General features: G+C 66.5%; 16 protein-coding genes. 5 read left to right on the top strand and 11 right to left on the bottom strand.

Annotation, left to right across the window (positions count from 1 at the left end; all coding sequences use genetic code 11):
* Positions 1 to 18: 18 nt before the first annotated feature.
* The 5 genes from GEV27_RS08900 to GEV27_RS08880 are packed head-to-tail and all read right to left on the bottom strand — an operon-like array spanning position 19 to position 4,997.
* The gene (locus tag GEV27_RS08900) at positions 19 to 1,119 is read right to left on the bottom strand and encodes an acyl-CoA dehydrogenase family protein (protein ID WP_153934074.1); all 1,101 of its coding nucleotides are present in this window, start codon (positions 1,117 to 1,119) and stop codon (positions 19 to 21) included.
* Positions 1,119 to 1,874 (bottom strand): enoyl-CoA hydratase/isomerase family protein, encoded by a 756-nt coding sequence (locus tag GEV27_RS08895; protein ID WP_194944171.1) that lies wholly within the window; start codon positions 1,872 to 1,874, stop codon positions 1,119 to 1,121. Before GEV27_RS08895 ends, GEV27_RS08900 begins: the two co-directional genes overlap by 1 nt.
* An 11-nt stretch (positions 1,875 to 1,885) precedes the next feature.
* A complete protein-coding gene (locus GEV27_RS08890) occupies positions 1,886 to 3,040 on the bottom strand; it encodes an acyl-CoA dehydrogenase family protein (protein ID WP_153934073.1) in 1,155 nt (384 codons plus the stop codon).
* Positions 3,040 to 3,804, bottom strand: a complete 765-nt coding sequence (locus tag GEV27_RS08885) for a crotonase/enoyl-CoA hydratase family protein (RefSeq protein ID WP_153652867.1) — start codon at positions 3,802 to 3,804, stop codon at positions 3,040 to 3,042. Before GEV27_RS08885 ends, GEV27_RS08890 begins: the two co-directional genes overlap by 1 nt.
* A gap of 35 nt (positions 3,805 to 3,839) precedes the next feature.
* Positions 3,840 to 4,997, bottom strand: coding sequence for a CaiB/BaiF CoA-transferase family protein (locus tag GEV27_RS08880; protein ID WP_153934072.1), 1,158 nt, complete (start codon positions 4,995 to 4,997; stop codon positions 3,840 to 3,842).
* 68 nt (positions 4,998 to 5,065) lie between these two features.
* Between GEV27_RS08880 and GEV27_RS08875 the strand changes: the two genes are divergently transcribed.
* Positions 5,066 to 6,214 carry an acyl-CoA dehydrogenase family protein gene (locus GEV27_RS08875; protein WP_153934071.1) on the top strand — a complete coding sequence of 383 codons (1,149 nt, stop codon included), beginning with the start codon at positions 5,066 to 5,068 and terminating at the stop codon, positions 6,212 to 6,214.
* Positions 6,215 to 6,282: 68 nt separating this feature from the next.
* On the opposite strand, the gene GEV27_RS08870 is transcribed toward GEV27_RS08875, so the two are convergent.
* Positions 6,283 to 7,443, bottom strand: coding sequence for a thiolase family protein (locus GEV27_RS08870; protein WP_243838687.1), 1,161 nt, complete (start codon positions 7,441 to 7,443; stop codon positions 6,283 to 6,285).
* Between the two features lie 134 nt (positions 7,444 to 7,577).
* Here GEV27_RS08870 and GEV27_RS08865 point away from each other — a divergent pair, with 134 nt between their 5' ends.
* Entirely contained in the window at positions 7,578 to 8,468 is an 891-nt protein-coding gene (locus GEV27_RS08865; RefSeq protein WP_153934070.1) for an acyl-CoA thioesterase II, read from the top strand.
* A gap of 96 nt (positions 8,469 to 8,564) precedes the next feature.
* On the opposite strand, the gene GEV27_RS08860 is transcribed toward GEV27_RS08865, so the two are convergent.
* Complete coding sequence (locus GEV27_RS08860; protein WP_153652872.1) at positions 8,565 to 9,767, bottom strand: cytochrome P450; 1,203 nt, start codon at positions 9,765 to 9,767, stop codon at positions 8,565 to 8,567.
* Between the two features lie 145 nt (positions 9,768 to 9,912).
* Positions 9,913 to 11,262, bottom strand: coding sequence for an FAD-dependent oxidoreductase (locus GEV27_RS08855; protein ID WP_153934068.1), 1,350 nt, complete (start codon positions 11,260 to 11,262; stop codon positions 9,913 to 9,915).
* Between the two features lie 148 nt (positions 11,263 to 11,410).
* Here GEV27_RS08855 and fdxA point away from each other — a divergent pair, with 148 nt between their 5' ends.
* Positions 11,411 to 11,737, top strand: a complete 327-nt coding sequence (gene fdxA, locus GEV27_RS08850) for a ferredoxin (RefSeq protein WP_153652874.1) — start codon at positions 11,411 to 11,413, stop codon at positions 11,735 to 11,737.
* A gap of 75 nt (positions 11,738 to 11,812) precedes the next feature.
* On the opposite strand, the gene GEV27_RS08845 is transcribed toward fdxA, so the two are convergent.
* Positions 11,813 to 12,001: a ferredoxin gene (locus GEV27_RS08845; RefSeq protein ID WP_153652875.1), complete on the bottom strand. Its 189-nt coding sequence runs from the start codon at positions 11,999 to 12,001 to the stop codon at positions 11,813 to 11,815.
* Between the two features lie 45 nt (positions 12,002 to 12,046).
* Complete coding sequence (locus tag GEV27_RS08840; protein WP_153652876.1) at positions 12,047 to 13,525, bottom strand: aldehyde dehydrogenase family protein; 1,479 nt, start codon at positions 13,523 to 13,525, stop codon at positions 12,047 to 12,049.
* A gap of 208 nt (positions 13,526 to 13,733) precedes the next feature.
* Here GEV27_RS08840 and GEV27_RS08835 point away from each other — a divergent pair, with 208 nt between their 5' ends.
* Positions 13,734 to 14,594 carry a mycofactocin-coupled SDR family oxidoreductase gene (locus GEV27_RS08835; RefSeq protein WP_153652877.1) on the top strand — a complete coding sequence of 287 codons (861 nt, stop codon included), beginning with the start codon at positions 13,734 to 13,736 and terminating at the stop codon, positions 14,592 to 14,594.
* Positions 14,595 to 14,673: 79 nt separating this feature from the next.
* The gene (locus GEV27_RS08830) at positions 14,674 to 15,477 is read left to right on the top strand and encodes an NAD(P)-dependent oxidoreductase (protein ID WP_153934066.1); all 804 of its coding nucleotides are present in this window, start codon (positions 14,674 to 14,676) and stop codon (positions 15,475 to 15,477) included.
* 61 nt (positions 15,478 to 15,538) lie between these two features.
* On the opposite strand, the gene GEV27_RS08825 is transcribed toward GEV27_RS08830, so the two are convergent.
* Positions 15,539 to 16,771, bottom strand: coding sequence for a CaiB/BaiF CoA-transferase family protein (locus tag GEV27_RS08825; RefSeq protein ID WP_194839809.1), 1,233 nt, complete (start codon positions 16,769 to 16,771; stop codon positions 15,539 to 15,541).
* Positions 16,772 to 16,808: the final 37 nt, after the last annotated feature.

The following is a 16,808-nucleotide window of genomic DNA, read 5'->3' as shown; positions in this document are numbered from 1 at the left end:
GGTCCTTTCGGGAAACGTTCAGTCGCGGGGTAGGCCGAGCACGCGCTCGGCGAGGATGTTCTTCATGACTTCGGTCGTGCCCGCGGCGATCGTCGCCGAGCGGGAGCGCAGGAATCGCTGGGTGCCACGATCGTCCGCCAGCAGGGAATGGTGCCCCGAGACCTTCATCTCGGTCTCGGCCAGACGAGACGACACGAGGCTCCAACCGAACTTGATGATCGACTGCTCCGAGCCGGGCTCCTCGCCCTCCTTGAGCCTGGCGAGCGCACGGGCTCCCATCAGTCCGACCAGCCGAGCGTCCATCCAGTGACCCAGGAGCTCGTCGCGCAGGATCGGATCCGTGACGGTCGTGTTCTCGACCACCTCACGAACGTCGCGCTCGAGCTTCGTTGCCATGTTGATGACGCCCGTGCGCTCGTAGCCGAGCGTCTTCATGGTCACGAGCCAGCCCTGGTTGAGCGGACCGAGCAGATTCGCCTCGGGCACCCGTACGTCGTGGAAGAACATCTCCGCGAAGCCGGACTCGCCCGTGATCTGCTTGATCGGCCGGCGTTCGATGCCCGGCGAGTCCAGCTTGACCAGCAGCGCCGAGATGCCCTTGTGCTTGGCCGCTTCCCGATCCGTGCGGACCAACAGCAGCGCGTGGGTCGACTGCATGCCGTTCGAGGTCCAGACCTTCTGGCCGTTGAGGACGAACTCGCCGTTCACGAGCTCTGCCCGCATCGTCAGCGCGGCCAGATCACTGCCCGCACCCGGCTCGCTGAAGCCCTGCGCCCAGAACTCCTCGCCGCTCAGGATGTGGGGCAGCGACCGCTGCTGCTCCTCAGTCCCGAACATCATCAGTGCGGGACCGATGTTCTGCAGCGCAATGGCACCCGCGGCCATCGGCGCGTCGACGCGTGCGAGCTCGGCATCGCAGGCGATCCGGTCGACCGTGCTGAGTCCTCTGCCGCCGTGCTCGACAGGCCACGACGGCGCAGCCCAGCCACCCTCGTTGAGCAGCTTCTGCCACGCGAGCTGGGCCTCGAAGGAGGTCGCGGCCCCCCACTCGGCGCGGAATCCGGGCATGACCTTCTCCAGATACACACGCAGCTCGCCCGCCGGTCCGTCGATGCTCATCAAGCGTCCTTCTTTCTGAATCGTGCCGTGGCATCCCGGAATTCCTGGCCCGTCAGCAGGCCGCCTTGCGTGGCACCGAGGATCGCGAGCTCCTGCTCGAAGCCGAGGGACATCGCGCGTTGGAGCGATTCCTTGCTGCTCTTGATCGCAGCCGCCGAAAGCGATCCGATGTGGTCGGTCATCGCGTCGACGGTCGTCCTCAACTCGCCTGCCGCGACGAGCTTGTTCACGAGACCCCATTCGAGCGCGGTCTGGGGTGAGACCCGCTCGCCCATCAGCACCATCTCGGTCGCTCGAGCCGTACCGATCGCGCGGCTGAGGAGGTGTGCGCCGCCCATTCCAGGGACCAGGCCGACGCCGATCCATGAGCTCGCGAACACCGCCTCGGTGCTGCTGACCCGTAGATCGCACGCCATCGCGAGATCGAGGCCTGCGCCCAGTGCGGGCCCGTTGACGGCCGCGATGACGGGGCACGGGGCCTCGGCGAGGGCCCGGACGAGCCGCTGGAACTGGGAGTAGATGACATCGGTGACGACGCGGGCACCGCCCTCGGCCACGGCGGAAAGATCGGTCAGATCGCCGCCTGCGCAGAACGCCGAGCCGCTACCGGTCAGCACGATGCATCGCACCTCGGCATCGCAACCGCCGATCGCGTCGGCGAGCTGCCTGACCAGGTCGACGGTCAGGGCATTGCGGCGCTCGGGCCGGTTCAACGTCAGCCAGAGCGTCGATCCGAATCGCTCGCTGAGCAGCACATCGTTCGACGTCATCGCAGCCCCGTCAGATCTCGCGCAATGATGGTCCGCATGATCTCCGAGGTCCCGCCGTAGATCGTCTGGATCCTCGCATCCACGTAGGACCGCGCTATCGGATATTCCAACATGTAGCCGTAGCCACCGAACAGCTGAAGGCATCGGTCGACGACGCGTTTTTGCGTCTCGGTCGACAACAGCTTGCCCTTGGCCGCATCGACAACCGTCAGCTCGCCCTCATTGAGCGCGATGATCGAGGCGTCGACATAGGCCTGCAGCACGTCCAGCTCGGTGACCATGTCGGCGAGCTCGAACTGCGTGTTCTGGAAGCTGGCGAGCGGCTGGCCGAACGCGACCCGTTCCTTGGTGTACTCGACGGTCCAGTCCAGGGCCGCGCGTGCAGCGGCCAGAGCCATCATGGAGATCGAGAGGCGCTCACGGGGAAGGCGCTCCATCAGGTGACCGAAACCGCCACCCTCGGTGCCGAGGAGATTCGCGGCGGGAACCCGCACATTGTCGAACGACAGCTCGGCGGTGTCCTGCGCCTGCAGCCCCACCTTCTCGAGCTTGCGCCCCCGCTCGAAGCCGGGCATGCCGCGCTCGACGACGAGCAGGCTGAATCCGCGCGAGCCCGCGCCGGGATCGGTCCGCGCCACCACGATCACCAGATCCGATGAGATGCCGTTGGTGATGAAGGTCTTGGACCCGTTGAGGACCCAGTCGTCCCCCTCGCGCACTGCGGTCGTACGGACGCCCTGGAGGTCGCTGCCGGCCCCCGGCTCGGTCATCGCGATCGCGCCGATGAGCTCGCCGGTGACCATCCGAGGAACCCAGCGCTCATGCTGCTCGGGCGTGCCGAGGTCGAGGATGTACGGCAGCGTGATGTCGTCCTGCAGGCTGAACCCGGACGCCACCGACGCGGCACCCACGCGGGCCAGCTCTTCGACGACGACATTGCGGTAGCGCATGTCGTCGAGGCCGCCACCGCCGAGGGAGGTGGGCGCTGCCACGCCGAGGATCCCCTGCTTGCCGGCCGCGAGCCACGTCTCGCGGTCGACGAGATGCTGTTCGTCGAACCGCTCACGGTGAGGGGTGACCTCCCGGTCCACGAACTCGCGGACGACCTGCCGATAGTCCTCGTGATCCTGATCGTAGAGCCTGCGACGCATCAGCGTCCCTTCCAGACCGGCGATCGCTTCTCAGCGAATGCGGTGGCCCCCTCGCGGGCATCCTCGGACTCGAAGACCGGCCGCATGATCTTCTCCTGGGCAGCCCACCCGTCCTCGAAGGTCCAGTCGCTGCTCTGGCGGGCGATGGCCTTCGAGGCCGCGACCGCAAGCGGTCCGTTCTCGGCGATCGCGGTCGCCCACGAGACAGCGGTCCCGAGCGCCTCACCCTCACCCGTGACCTTGTTGACCAGGCCCACCTCGGCCGCGCGGGGCGCCGTCATCGGATCGCCCGTGATCAGCAGCTCGAGGGCGATGGCGAACGGAACGCGTCGGGCCAGCAGCATCGCCGCCCCACCCCCGGCGACGAGCGAGCGCTTCACCTCGGGAACCCCGAATCGGGCGGTCTCCGCCGCCACGACGAGATCACATGCGAGGAGGAGCTCGAATCCGCCGGCCAGGGCCCAGCCCTCGACCGCGCCGATCAGCGGCTTGGTCGGCGGTGTCATGGTGATGCCGCACAGGCCGCGGCCCGGGATCGCGGGACTCTCGCCCTTGAGGAAGGCCTTGAGGTCCATCCCGGCCGAGAAGACTCCGCCGGCCCCGGTCAGGACACCGACACGCAGCTCATCTGAGGCATCGAGCTCGTCGACGGCCGCCGCGATCTGCTCGGCCACGGCCGCATTGAGCGCATTCTTCGCCTCGGGACGGTTGATCGTGATGATCTGCACGCCGTCGCGCTGCTCGACGAGTACCTCAGATGCCATGGTCTTCTCCTGTGAGTTCACGTGTCCAACAACAGTCAGTGGTTCGCGTCCTGGAACACCGCACCCGAGTCGATCAGCGATCGAATCTCCTCGGTGCCGAATCCCCACGCAGCAAGTGTCGCCTCGGTGTCCTGACCGACCCTGTGCGATGGCGAGGGGTCGAGCCCGGGCGTGCGCGAGAATCGCGGCGCCACCTTCGGATGCGGATGACCAGCCAGCTCTGCGAAGGTCCCGCGAGCGGCCATGTGCGGATGCTGCGGTGCCTCGGTGAGGCTGAGCACGGGTGCCACGCACGCGTCGGTGCCGTCGAAGTGGCTCGCCCATTCGTCGCGAGACCGCTCTGCGAACGCGTCCTCGAAGATCTTGCGGTGGGCGGGCCAGAAATCCTGGTCGAGCTGATCGCCCTCGATCGAGGTCAGGCCGAGCCCCTCGAGGAGAGCCGCATAGAACTGCGGCTCGATCGCGCCCACCGCAACGTACTTGCCGTCCGCGCAGCGGTAGGTGTCGTAGAACGGTGCTCCACCGTCGAGGAGGTTGACCCTCCGCTCGTCCTTCCAGCCGCCCTGGGCCAGTAGTCCGTAGAGCATCGTGACCAAGGAGGCCGCGCCGTCGACCATCGCGGCGTCGATGACCTGGCCGCGCCCGCTACGGGTGCGCTCCTGCAGGGCTGCGAGGACTCCGATGATCAGGTACAGCGATCCACCGCCGAAGTCGGCGATGAGGTTGACAGCCTGCATGGGCTTCTCGTGGGTGCCCGTCGTGTGGAGCGCCCCGCTGATCGCCGCGTAGTTGATGTCGTGGCCCGCGGTGTGCGCGAGCGGACCCTCCTGGCCCCATCCGGTCATCCGTGCGTAGATCAGGCCAGGATTGACCGCCAGGCAGTCATCCGGGCCGACGCCGAGGCGCTCGGTGACGCCGGGGCGGTTGCCCTCGATCAACACATCGGCGCTGGCCACCAGGCGCAGCACGGTGTCGCGGCCGCCCGCAGTCTTGAGGTTGACCGCCACATTCGCACGACCCCGGTTGAGCCCCGACGAGACGGTCGACTGCAATTCGCTTCCGCCGGGTCGGTCGATGCGGATGACCTCGGCTCCGAGCTCGTTGAGAAGGAGGCTCGCAAACGGTCCCGGCCCGATTCCTGCGAGTTCAACGACGCGTATTCCGGCCAGCGGGCCGGCCGAAGGTTCGCTCATTGCCACAGGCTAACATGGATACAGTGCAATGATTCAACTGAGAATGAATTCCCCAAAGGACTGACGCCATGGCAGCGACCCGCAGTGTCTTCACCCGGGAGCACGACGAGTTCCGAACCCTCGTCCGAGACTTCCTGAGCCGCGAGGTCGCCCCGCATCACGCTCAGTGGGAGGCCGACGGCCAGGTCGATCGCTCGGTCTACGCCGCCGCCGCGAGGGCTGGCGTCCTCGGCTTCTCCGTACCGGTCGAATATGGCGGGCTGGGGGTCACGGACTTCCGCTACAACGCGATCGTCGCGGAGGAACAATCGCGGTCTCGCCTGCACGGTCCGGCGCTGACGTTGCACAACGACATCATCTCGCCCTATCTGCAGCGACTCACGGACGACGAGCAGAAACAGCGCTGGCTTCCCGGCCTCGCCGCCGGCGACCTGATCTTTGCGATCGCGATGAGCGAGCCGGGCGCGGGCAGCGATCTGGCCGGCATCCAGACGTCCGCGCGGCGCGATGGCGACGAGTGGGTCATCAACGGCCAGAAGACTTTCATCTCCAACGGAATCCTCAGCGATGTCGTCATCGTCGTGGCGCGCACCGATCCCGACGCCGGGCACAAGGGCTTCAGCCTCATCGTGGTCGAGCGCGGCACCCCCGGCTTCGAGCGCGGCCGCAATCTCAAGAAGATCGGCAACGGCGCCCAGGACACGGCCGAGCTGTTCTTCGACGACGTCCGTGTGCCGGTCTCGAACCTGCTCGGCGTCGAGGGGCGCGGCTTCATCCACCTGATGGAGAATCTGCCGTCCGAGCGGCTGTCGATCGCGATCTCCGCGATCGCGAGCGCGCGCAAGGTCTTCGACGACACGCTCGTCTACGCCAAGGAGCGCACCGCCTTCGGATCGCCGATCGGATCGTTCCAGGCGAATCGGTTCGCGCTCGCCGAGATGGACACCGAGCTCGACATCGCCCGTGTCTACATCGACCACTGCATCCAGGGCGTCCTCGACGACACCCTGACGGCGGTGGACGCCGCGAAGGCCAAGTGGTGGGCGACCGAGCTGAACAAGAAGGTCGTCGATCGCTGCCTCCAGCTGCACGGCGGCTACGGCTACATGCTCGAGTACCCCGTCGCGAAGGCGTACCAAGACGTGCGCATCTCCACGATCCTCGGTGGCAGCACCGAGATCATGAAGGAGATCATCGGCAAGAACCTCGGCGTCTGAACCAACGACGATGGAGCCGGACCCGCCCTGGGTCCGGCTCCATCGCGCGTGTGACGAGATCGGGCCGATCAGCTGAGCAGCTCGATGATCGTGCCGTTGGCCATGCCGCCACCTTCGCACATGGTCTGGTAGCCGTACTGGATCCCGTTGTCGCGCATGTGATGGACGAGTGTCGTCATGATGCGGGCGCCGGAGCCGCCCAGCGGATGCCCGATCGCGATCGCGCCGCCGTTGGGGTTGAGCCGCTCGATGTCGGCGCCGGTCTCGGCCAGCCAGGCCATCGGCACCGGCGCGAACGCCTCGTTGACCTCGAACGCACCGATCTGATCGATCGTCAGACCCGACTTCTTGAGCGCCTTGTGCGTGACCGGGATGGGCGCGCTGAGCATCATGATCGGATCGTCGCCGGCCAGCACCGCGGTGTGGATGCGGGCGATGGGGGTCAAGCCGAGCTCGGCAGCCTTCTCCGACGTCATCATGAGCAGCCCGGCCGCGCCGTCGCTGATCTGCGAGGCGTTGCCCGCGTGAATGACCCCGTCCTCCTTGAACACCGGCTTGAGCTTCGAGAGGGTCTCGACCGATGTTCCGCGGCGCAGGCCCTCGTCGACGCTGAAGACCGTCCCGTCCGCGAGGGTGACGGGCGCGATCTGCGACTCGAACCGTCCCCCGTCGATCGCGGCGGCAAGCCGTTCGTGGGAGCGCGCCGAGTACTCGTCCAGCGCTTCGCGGCTCAGCGCCCACTTCTCGGCCATCATCTCGGCGCCGACTCCCTGGTTGAACGAGACGCCGTAGCGCTCCTGGACGGCAGGGCTGCTGGGAGAGCCGAGCGAGCCGTCGCCGAGCGAGGAGCCCATCGGCACCGAGCTCATGTTCTCGACGCCACCCGCGACCGCGATGTCGTACTGCCCCGAGACCAAGCCGGCGGCGACGAAGTGCACCGACTGCTGCGAGGAGCCACACTGGCGGTCGATCGTCGTGGCGGGAACCGACTCGGGCCAGCCGGCAGCGAGGACCGCATTGCGGCCGATGTTCTGCGACTGCTGCCCGACCTGCTGGACGCATCCCCAGACGACGTCGTCGACGAGCGCGGGATCGAGGGCGTTGCGCTCGGTCAGGCTGCGAAGGATGTGGGCGGAAAGCTCGGCGGCGTGGACGGATGCGAGCGAACCGTTGCGCCTCCCGACCGGAGTACGGACTGCATCGACGATAACTGCGTCGCGTGTGGACACACTAGCCTCCTCGTAACTCACCACCAGAAGAGTGATGAGTAGAATCATTTGACTCTTGATGGTAACTCACACATGGTCGCGCGGGAAGTGATCCGCCGTTGGCACAATCGCCAACTGAATATACGCTTTCGCCCATGCAGGAACCCGCTGGACCACAGCTGACGAAGACTCCCATCGACGCGATCCTGCGTCTTGAGCAGTTGGACGATCTGCTGTATCGCAGCATCCCCCAGCCCGGTGCGGGCCGACGGATGTTCGGCGGACAGGTGGCCGGACAGGCCGTGATGGCCGCCGGCCTGACGGTCCCCGCCGACCGGGTCATCCATTCGGCCCACGCCCACTTCCTGTTGCCGGGCGATGCCACGATCCCGGTGCTGTTTCATGTCGACGCCGTGCGCGACGGCGGATCGTTCACGACTCGCAGGGTCGAGGCCGTGCAGCACGGCCAGGTGATCCTCCACCTGACCGCCTCGTTCCAGAAGGAGGAGGCGGGCTTCGAGCATCAAGTGGGAACGCCGAACGTTCCGGGGCCGGACGATCTTCCGACTCCGGAGGTGCAGTTCCGCGACGACCCCGAGAGCCTGCGCTGGCATGCAACGCTCACAGGCAAGAGCCCGATCGAGTTCCGCTTCCCTGACACGCCGACCCGGGTCCTTGCTGCTCGAGGCATTGCCGGCCCGCCCCGTCAGTCAGCCTGGACCCGCTCGACGGCACCACTGCCCGACGACAGGCTGCACCAGGCCGCCGCACTGACATACCTGTCCGACATTCTCCTGCTGTCCACCGCGCTGGCCCCGCACCGCGTCGTGATCCAGGACCCCGACCTGCAGTTCGCGACCCTCGACCACACGATCTGGTTCCACTCCCCCTGCCGTGCCGACGAGTGGCTGCTGCACGACCAGGAGAGCCACTGGGCCGGCGCTGGTCGGGCCGTGTGCCGCGGCTCCTTCTTCGACCAGTCGGGACGGCTGGTCGCGACAACGATGCAGGAGGGCCTGCTCCGCATGCGGTCTCCGCAGCAGTGAGCCCGCGACGGTTCGTTCTCCGCGAACCAGAAGGCCCCCGACCTCACTGGACATTCCAGTGACGTCGGGGGCCTCCCCACTGCAAGACCTACCGGGTCAGACGTCCCAGACCAGCGGCAGCGCGGTCAGCCCGAGCTGGCCTCCGGTCTCCATCAGCTCCGCGCCGTCGGCGACGCGGTAGCTGGGGATGCGCTTGTGCCACTCCTCCAGGCCGATCTTGAGCTCACGACGCGCCAGGTGCGATCCGAGGCAGCGGTGCGGGCCCGCCCCGAACGCGATGTGGTTGTTCGGGCTGCGATCGATCTTGACGGTACGCGCATCCTCGAACTCGGCACTGTCGCGGGTCGAGGCGTACAGCGGGATCTGGACCATGTCGCCGGCCTTCATCGGGCAGCCCTGGATCTCGACGTCCTTCATCACCTTGCGGGCGGGCGAGACGATCGCGTACGCACGCACGAACTCCTCGATCGCCGTGGGGATCAGCTCGGGCTCGGCCACGATCCGCTCGCGGTCTGCCGGGTTGTTGGCCAGGTGCAGGAACGACCACCCGAGCGTCACCGAGACGGTGTCCATGCCGGCCATGAACATCAGCAAGCAGAACGAGAGCAGGTCCTCGTCGCTCACCGGCTTGCCGTCGACCTCGAACTTCATCGCCTTGCTGACGATGTCGTCCTTCGGCTCCTCGCGGCGCTCGGCGACAACCTGGGCGAACCGTGTCATCACCGCACCCATCGCGGCGATGCGCGCCTCGCCGCCCTCGGGGCCACGCGCGGTGTGCAGGATCGCGTGCTCCCACTCCATGAACTGGTCGAGCTCCTCGACCGGGAGACCGATCAGCTCAAGGAAGATCGACGTCGGGAACTGCTGGGCGAAGTCGGCCATGAAGTCGCAGGAGCCCTTGTCCTTGATGGCCTCGATCAGGTCGACCGCCCGCTGACGGACCTTGGCGTCGAGCAGCTCGGTCTGCTTGGGCGAGAACAGCGGTCCGAGCTGCTTGCGCCACTGCAGGTGCTCGTCGCCGTCGAGCATCTCCGGGATCCACTTGTAGCTCGGGTTCGGATCGACCGGGGTGACGACGCTGTTGGAGAAGGTCTCGGGCGATTGCAGGATCTCCAGGATGCCTTCGTGATTGATCATCGACCAGAAGCCGTTGGCGAAGTCGTTGCGGAACCACGGGAACTGCTCGCGCAGCTCGTCATAGGTCCGGGTCCAGGTGCCGGCGGGCTTGTGCTCGCTGTAGTCGAAGTTCAGGACGGGGCACTCCGCCGTGCTCTGGTCGGTGGTGTCGGTCGCACTCATGAAAGCTCCTTGAAGATGTGTCAGCCAACGCGCCGAAGGCGCACCCTGGGGTCGGGCTGCTCCAAGCATGGCCCACTGTGACCCCGGTTACAAGCAATATCGCTAAATGATCGCCCTTGTTTGGCTGATCGGATGAATGGTCCGGTCAGCGTCCCTGCGATACCGGGCTGTTCGATCTGACGCCAGCCGCGTCCAACAGCTCGTCCCAGGTGTCGACCTTGACGTTTCCACGCCCGTGGGTCTCTCCGTGGAGCGCTTCGTGGGCGGCGATGGCGGTCCACGAGCTCCGATCGACGCAGCTGATCCCCCGGTCGCGCAGCAGCTGAGCCACGCCCGGCTTGAGCCCTCCCTCGTCGTACTGGCCGCCGGCAATGTCCGCCTTGAGGCTCTCGACGGCATCCTCGGCATCGGCGCGGTTCGTGCCCAGGATGCCCGTGGGGCCTCGCTTCACCCACCCGACCACGTACTCCCCCATGCTCGGAGCGCCGGACCGGACGACACGGCTCGCCTCGGACGGGATGGTCGCGGTCTCCTCGTCGAACGGCACTCCGGGAAAGGGCAGCGCCCGGTAGCCAACGGACCGCAGCATCATCTGAGCATCGAGGTCCCACTGTCTCGTCTCCCCCCCGATCGACTCCTCGACCCGGAGGCCGGACATCGCCCCCTGGCCCATGACCTCGAGCGGGCGGGTGTCGAAGTGCAAGTGCAACCGGCGGCCGGCGCCCGTCAGCTCGCGCTCGGCCCACCCCGCAAGGACCTTGAGGTTCCGCTTGACCGCGGGCGTGTGGCCATCCGGATCGATGCCCTCGAGGTGGCGGGGATCCAGCACGACGTCGACACCGTCCAGCTCACCCAGCTCCCGCAGCTCCTTGGTCGTGAACTTCGCGTACTGAGGGCCGCGACGGCCGAACACGTGAACGTCCCGGACCTTGTTGCCTCGAAGAACGTCAAGGACACGGTGAGGCACATCCGTGATCGCGAAGTCATCCGCCGACTTGAGCAGGATGCGGGCGACGTCCAGAGCGACGTTGCCGGCGCCGATGATCGCGACAGACTCCGCCTCCAGCGCATCGAAGCGGTCACCTTCGGGGTGGCCGTTGTACCACTTGACGAACGACGTCGCGGAGATGCTGCCGGGTAGATCCTCGCCCGGAATGCCGAGACGGCGATCGCTGCTGGCTCCGGTTGCGTAGACCACGGCGTCGTAGTTCGCGCGGATCTCCTCGACCGTCACATCGTTGCCGACGTCGACATTGCACAACAGGTTGACGTCGGGACGATCGAGGATCTCCTCGAAAGTCGCGCCGGCCGCCTTGATGTTCGGATGGTCGGGGGCGACGCCGTACCTGAGCAGTCCCAAGGGGGTCGGCAGCCGCTCGATCAGATCGACGACAATCTGCCCCCCGTCGCCGTACGTCAGGTGATCGGCGGTGAAGAACCCAGCCGGCCCCGCTCCCACGATCGCGACGCGAGTGAACTGCTTCGGACTTGCCATGCTGGCGTTCTCCTTCGACCCGAGGCGCCTCCCACGGGCGGCAACACGCCGGGGACGTACGCCTAACTTAGTGTTAATATAACTGAATAAGTGAGTCGCGTCACGAGGCCTCGCGACCACGTTTCGACCAGAGCCCTCAGGAGGTTCGATGACCTACGTAATCACCGACGCATGCGTCGATGTCATGGACAGGTCGTGCATCCGGGAATGCCCCGTCGACTGCATCTACGAGGGCAAACGCCAGGTCTACGTGCATCCCGATGAGTGCATCGACTGCGGTGCGTGCGAGGCGGTCTGCCCCCAGGATGCGATCTTCTACGAGGCTGACATGCCCGATGAGCTGAGCGTCATGGTCGAGCGACAGGCGAGCATGTTCGTCTCCCTCGGACGACTGGGTGGGGCTCGCAAGTTCGGCCCGCTCGGCAAGGACCACCCGGACGTCGAGGCGCTGCCTCCTCGTACCCCCAACGACTGAGCACAGCACACGAACGACAGAGCTGGCCCCACCCGGATGATCCGGGTGGGGCCAGCTCTGTTCAGCGACTCGTGATCAGATCGCGGCGATCGCCCGCTCCGGGCAGGACGCCGCCCCAGCTCGTGCCCTGTCCTCCGCGCCGGCGGGGACCTCTTCCTCCGTCACGGCGGAGTAGCCGAGGTCGTCCAGCGGGAACAGCTCCGCGTCGGCCGCATAGCAGCGAGCGTGCCCCGAGCACTTGTCCTGGTTGACTGCAATCTTCATGATGCTCCATTCACTCCATTCAACGAATCGTGGCGTGTGCCCCTGTCAGCCCTCTTTGGCACTCCACGTGATCGACTTGGTCTGCAGGAACTCGTCGAGCCCTGCCTCACCCCATTCACGACCCAGGCCGCTCTGCTTGTAGCCACCGAACGATGCGTGCGGCGTCACGCCGCCGCCACCGCCGTTGATGCCGACCATGCCCGTTCGCAGCTGCTTGGCGATCCCATAGGCGCGCACTGGACTCTTGGACCAGACCGCACCTCCGAGCCCGAAGTCGCTGTCGTTCGCGAGCTTGACCGCCTCGGCATCGTCCTTGAAGGAGATGACGACGCCCACGGGGCCGAAGAACTCCTCCTGAGCGATCGACATCGAGTTGTCGACGTCGACGAACAGCGTGGGCTCGACGAAGAAGCCCTTGTCGAGTCCGACCGGACGCCCGCCGCCGTAGGCGATCTGCGCGCCTTCGTCCTGCCCCTTGCGGATCAGCTTCTCGACCTTGTCGCGCTGGGCAGCGCTGATCAGCGGCCCCATGACCGTCTCGGGATCGGCCGGATCGCCGACCTTGATGTAGTCGAGCGCAGCCTTGATCATGCCGATCAGCTCATCCTTGCGCGACTCGTGCACGATCGTGCGCGTCAGCAGCGAACAGCCCTGGCCTGCGTGCACCGTGATGCCCATGATCACATCGCGCACGGCCAAGGTGAGATCGGCGTCCTCGCAGATGATGTTGGCAGATTTGCCGCCGAGCTCGAGGACGACCTTCTTCATGGTCGGCGCGGCCTGGGCGTACACGAGACGACCCACGGTGTCCGAACCCGTGAAGCTCACCAGATCGACCATCGGATTGGTGGTCAGCTCCTGGCCCGCTGCGATGTCGCCGGTCACGACGTTGAAGACTCCCGGCGGGACACCCGCCTCATCTGCGAACTCCGCGATCAGGAAGGCCTCGAGCGGCGTGGTGGGCGCAGGCTTGAGGATCACGGTGCAGCCGGCCGCAAGCGCCGGCGCGACCTTCATGATGTTGAGGAAGAACGGGAAGTTGTAGGCCGAGATCAGCGCGGTCACGCCGAACGGCTCACGCCGGATGACTCCCTGACCGATCTGTCCGGCGGCCTCGTTGATCGTCGGCGTCATCGCCTTCTCGTACGGGAACGTGACCATGGCTCGCTCGGCCATGTCTCGGAAGTTGGAGATCGGGATGCCGACCTGGATCGAGTCGGCCAGGGCCCGGGTCGAGCCGCACTCGCGCATGTTGAGCTGGATGATCTCCTCGCGGCGACGATCCATGATGTCGGCCATGCGGAGGAGCACCTCTGAGCGCTCCTTGACGGTCATGGTCGGCCACGGACCGTCGTCGAATGCGGTACGCGCCGCCTGGACTGCTCGGGCGACGTCGGAAGAAGTCGCCTGCGGCACCCGGCCGATGACCTCTTCGGTCGCCGGGTTGATGACCTCGATCATCTCCGAGCCGTCGCTGTCCCGCCATGCGCCATCGATGTACAGCTTGTACGTATGAACAGCCATCTTCACTCTTCCTCGCGCCGGAACCATTAATTATATGATTCCACTGATTAGCCTGTGACGCCGATCATACCTCGGCCGACCGCGTCAGGGTAGTGGACTCGCGAATAAGCGAATTCAGTCCCCGATCGGGTCCGCGCCCTAGCCAACTTATGGTTAGATCATTAATATAATGTGAGACACATCACCGCACACACGAAGGATGAGAGCTATGGGTCGCGTCGAGGGCAAAGTCGTGTTCATCACCGGGGCAGCACGCGGGCAGGGCAGGTCCCACGCGATCCGTCTCGCTCAAGAGGGTGCTGACATCATTGGCGTAGACATCTGCGCCGACATCGCCACCAACAGCTACGGCATGGCGACGCGCGAGGACCTCGACGAGACGGTTCGCCTCGTCGAGAAGGAGGGGCGGCGCATGATCGCGAGCGTCGCGGACGTCCGCGACCCGCAGGCTCTCAAGGACGCGGTCGCAGCCGGCGTCTCGGCACTCGGCCGGCTCGACAGCGTCGTCGCCCAGGCAGGCATCTGCCCGATGGGCACTGATGACCCCGAGGCGTTCCTCGACGCCGTCACGGTTGACCTCAACGGCGTGATCAACGCCGTCCAGGCCGCGATGCCACACCTCAGCAAGGGGGCGTCCATCGTGGCGACCGGCAGCCTGGCCGGCCTCGTGCAGGGCTCGACCGACAACCCCGACAACGGTGCCGGCGGTCTCGGCTACTCCTGGGCCAAGCGCGCAGTCGCATCCTTCGTGCACGATCTGTCCATCGTGCTCGGCCCCAAGGGCATGCGCGCGAATGCCGTGCACCCGACCAACTGCAACACCGACATGCTCAACAGCGACATCATGTACAAGATCTTCCGTCCGGACCTGGACAAGCCCACGCGGGACGACGCGCTGGTGGCCTTCCCGGCGATGACCAACATGGGTGTCCCCTACGTCGAGCCCCAGGACATCTCCGACATGGTGCTCTTCCTGCTCTCGGACGAGTCGCGCTACGTCACTGGCATGCAGATGCGGGTCGACGCGGGCGCCTACACGCTGCGCCGCCCTCAGGCGCCCGCCTTCTAGCCTTCCCTACCCCACCGCCCCGTTCGTGCCGCGACTCCTCGGAGCCGCGGCACGAACACGTAACGATGGAGCACCTGACATGAGCACGATTGGATTCGTCGGACCGGGCCAGATGGGCATGCCGATGGTTGAGCGACTCGTCACCGCGGGGCACTCAGTCGTCGTCCACGCCCGGCGTCAGGAGGTGCGCGAGCACCTCGACGAGCTCGGAGCACGGGCCGTTGCCGATCCGCGAGAGGTGGCGGACGGGGCCGACCTCGTACTGATCTGCCTGTTCTCCGATCCGCAGCTGCAGGAGGTCGCGCCGTCTCTCATCGACGCGGCTCGCAAGGGCTCGATCATCGCCTCGCACGTCACCGGCAGCATCGCGACCATCCAGGAGCTCGCCGAGCGAGGTCGATCCCGCGGGATCGACGTGCTGGACGCCCCGGTGAGCGGCACGGATACCAAGATCCGAGCGGGCGAGCTGACGGTGATGCTGGGCGGTGACTCCGACGCCGTTGCGGCCGCAACGGGCCCGATCAGCGCCTACAGCAACCCGGTGCTGCCGACGGGACCGCTCGGTTCGGCGTTGAAGATGAAGCTCGTGAACAACCTGCTGTTCGCCGCCAACGTCCAGCTGGTGGCCGAGGCGGCCGCACTGGGTGAGAGCCTCGGCCTGGAGACCTCCACGCTCCTTACGACGCTGGGCCACTGCAGCGGTGGCAGCGCGGCCAGCAGCTATGCCTCGGCAGCCGGCGACATCGCAACCTTCGGCGCGGGCATCGCCCACTACCTCGGCAAGGACGTCGCGGTGTGCCAGCAGGTCGCCGCCGAGCTGGGTGCGAACCCCGAGCTCCTGCTGTCCGTGGTCGACCGCGGGCCGCTGCCGCTGACCTCCTGAGACACACGACAAGACCGGCCGGGCGAGATCACTCGCCCGGCCGGTTCTCAGTTGGCGCCGATCAGGTGACGGCGCCGGCGATCTTGAGCTCGATGAGTCGCTCTTCGCTGAGTCCGAGCTCGGACAGGATGTCGTCGGTGTGCTCGGCGAACTGCGGAGCGCGCGTCAGCGACACGTCCGTCTCGTCGAACTGCACGGGATTGACGACCAGCTTCTGCGCATTGCCGTCGGCGTCGACCACATCGGCGATCTGGCCGTTCGCCACCAGCGACACGTCGTTGCCGACCTCCCACGCATTCTGCACCGCGGCCCACTGCCCGTCCATGCCCTCGAACAGCTTGACCCATTCGTCGTACGGCCGGGACTCCATGATCTCGGCCACGATCTCAGCCGCCTCCAGGGCGTTGGCCATGATCTTCTCCACCGAGTCGAAACGCTCGTCGGTGATCAGGTCCTCACGTCCGACAACGGTGCAGAACTCCGGCCAGTACTTCCCGGGCTGGAGCATCGAGAACATCAGCCAGCGATCATCGGAGGTTCGGTAGGTGCCGATGAGCGGATTGGTCGCCGAGCCGTGCTTGGGCGCATTCCTCTTGGGAAGGGCCTGCCCGGCCATGAGTGCCAGATTGACCGAGAACTGCGTGGCCCAGGCGCCCACGCCGAGCAGCGAGACGTCCACGACCGAGGTCTCCCCCGTCGTCGCACGCTTGTAGAGCGCTGCGGCGATGCCACCGGCGATCGTCATGCCCCCCATCGAGTCGCCGTAGGCGCCGGAGGGCATACCCAGGAGCTGTTCGGATCCTTCGGGGGTCACGCCGTCGCCGCTGCCGCCGCGCGCCCAGAAGGCGGTGCTGTCATATCCACCCTTGTCGATCTCTTCGCCGCGCTGCCCGAAGCCGCTGCCTCGCACGACGATGATGTCGGGGTTGATCTTGCGGACGTCCTCGAGCTCGATGCCCAGCTTCTTGCGTGCCCGGGGCAGGAAGTTGGTCAAGAACACGTCACTGTTGCGAATCAGCTCGTGCAGCACCTCCATCGCCTCGGGCTTCTCCAGTGCCAGGCCGATGCTGCGCTTGCCGCGGTTCGGGCCTTCCATGATCGGGAAGAACGACGCACCCTTGCTGAGGACGTCGAGGCCGAGGAGACGGACGAGGCCGCGCTGTGCATCCCCGGTCTCGGCGTGCTCGACCTTGATGACGTCGGCACCCCAGTCGGCGAGCACCGCGCCTGCCGCCGGCACGAAGGTGAACTGGGCGACTTCCAGAACGCGCACGCCCTGCATGGGTCCGGTCATTGTGTGTCTCCTTCGTCTTGGTACTTGATGATGTGCA

The sequence above is a fragment of the Aeromicrobium sp. S22 genome, from assembly GCF_009661045.1.
Lineage (GTDB): Bacteria > Actinomycetota > Actinomycetes > Propionibacteriales > Nocardioidaceae > Aeromicrobium > Aeromicrobium yanjiei.
Note: the sequence above shows the minus strand (reverse complement) of the source record. Positions and strands in the feature narration are given on the sequence as shown.

Bases quoted from the DNA above. Each gene is read 5' to 3' on its own strand.
- GEV27_RS08900 (WP_153934074.1), bottom strand. From the start codon at position 1,119: ATGAGCATCGACGGACCGGCGGGCGAGCTGCGTGTGTATCTGGAGAAG.
- GEV27_RS08890 (WP_153934073.1), bottom strand. From the start codon at position 3,040: ATGCGTCGCAGGCTCTACGATCAGGATCACGAGGACTATCGGCAGGTC.
- GEV27_RS08885 (WP_153652867.1), bottom strand. From the start codon at position 3,804: ATGGCATCTGAGGTACTCGTCGAGCAGCGCGACGGCGTGCAGATCATC.
- GEV27_RS08880 (WP_153934072.1), bottom strand. From the start codon at position 4,997: ATGAGCGAACCTTCGGCCGGCCCGCTGGCCGGAATACGCGTCGTTGAA.
- GEV27_RS08875 (WP_153934071.1), top strand. From the start codon at position 5,066: ATGGCAGCGACCCGCAGTGTCTTCACCCGGGAGCACGACGAGTTCCGA.
- GEV27_RS08865 (WP_153934070.1), top strand. From the start codon at position 7,578: ATGCAGGAACCCGCTGGACCACAGCTGACGAAGACTCCCATCGACGCG.
- GEV27_RS08860 (WP_153652872.1), bottom strand. From the start codon at position 9,767: ATGAGTGCGACCGACACCACCGACCAGAGCACGGCGGAGTGCCCCGTC.
- GEV27_RS08855 (WP_153934068.1), bottom strand. From the start codon at position 11,262: ATGGCAAGTCCGAAGCAGTTCACTCGCGTCGCGATCGTGGGAGCGGGG.
- fdxA (WP_153652874.1), top strand. From the start codon at position 11,411: ATGACCTACGTAATCACCGACGCATGCGTCGATGTCATGGACAGGTCG.
- GEV27_RS08845 (WP_153652875.1), bottom strand. From the start codon at position 12,001: ATGAAGATTGCAGTCAACCAGGACAAGTGCTCGGGGCACGCTCGCTGC.
- GEV27_RS08840 (WP_153652876.1), bottom strand. From the start codon at position 13,525: ATGGCTGTTCATACGTACAAGCTGTACATCGATGGCGCATGGCGGGAC.
- GEV27_RS08835 (WP_153652877.1), top strand. From the start codon at position 13,734: ATGGGTCGCGTCGAGGGCAAAGTCGTGTTCATCACCGGGGCAGCACGC.
- GEV27_RS08830 (WP_153934066.1), top strand. From the start codon at position 14,674: ATGAGCACGATTGGATTCGTCGGACCGGGCCAGATGGGCATGCCGATG.
- GEV27_RS08825 (WP_194839809.1), bottom strand. From the start codon at position 16,771: ATGACCGGACCCATGCAGGGCGTGCGCGTTCTGGAAGTCGCCCAGTTC.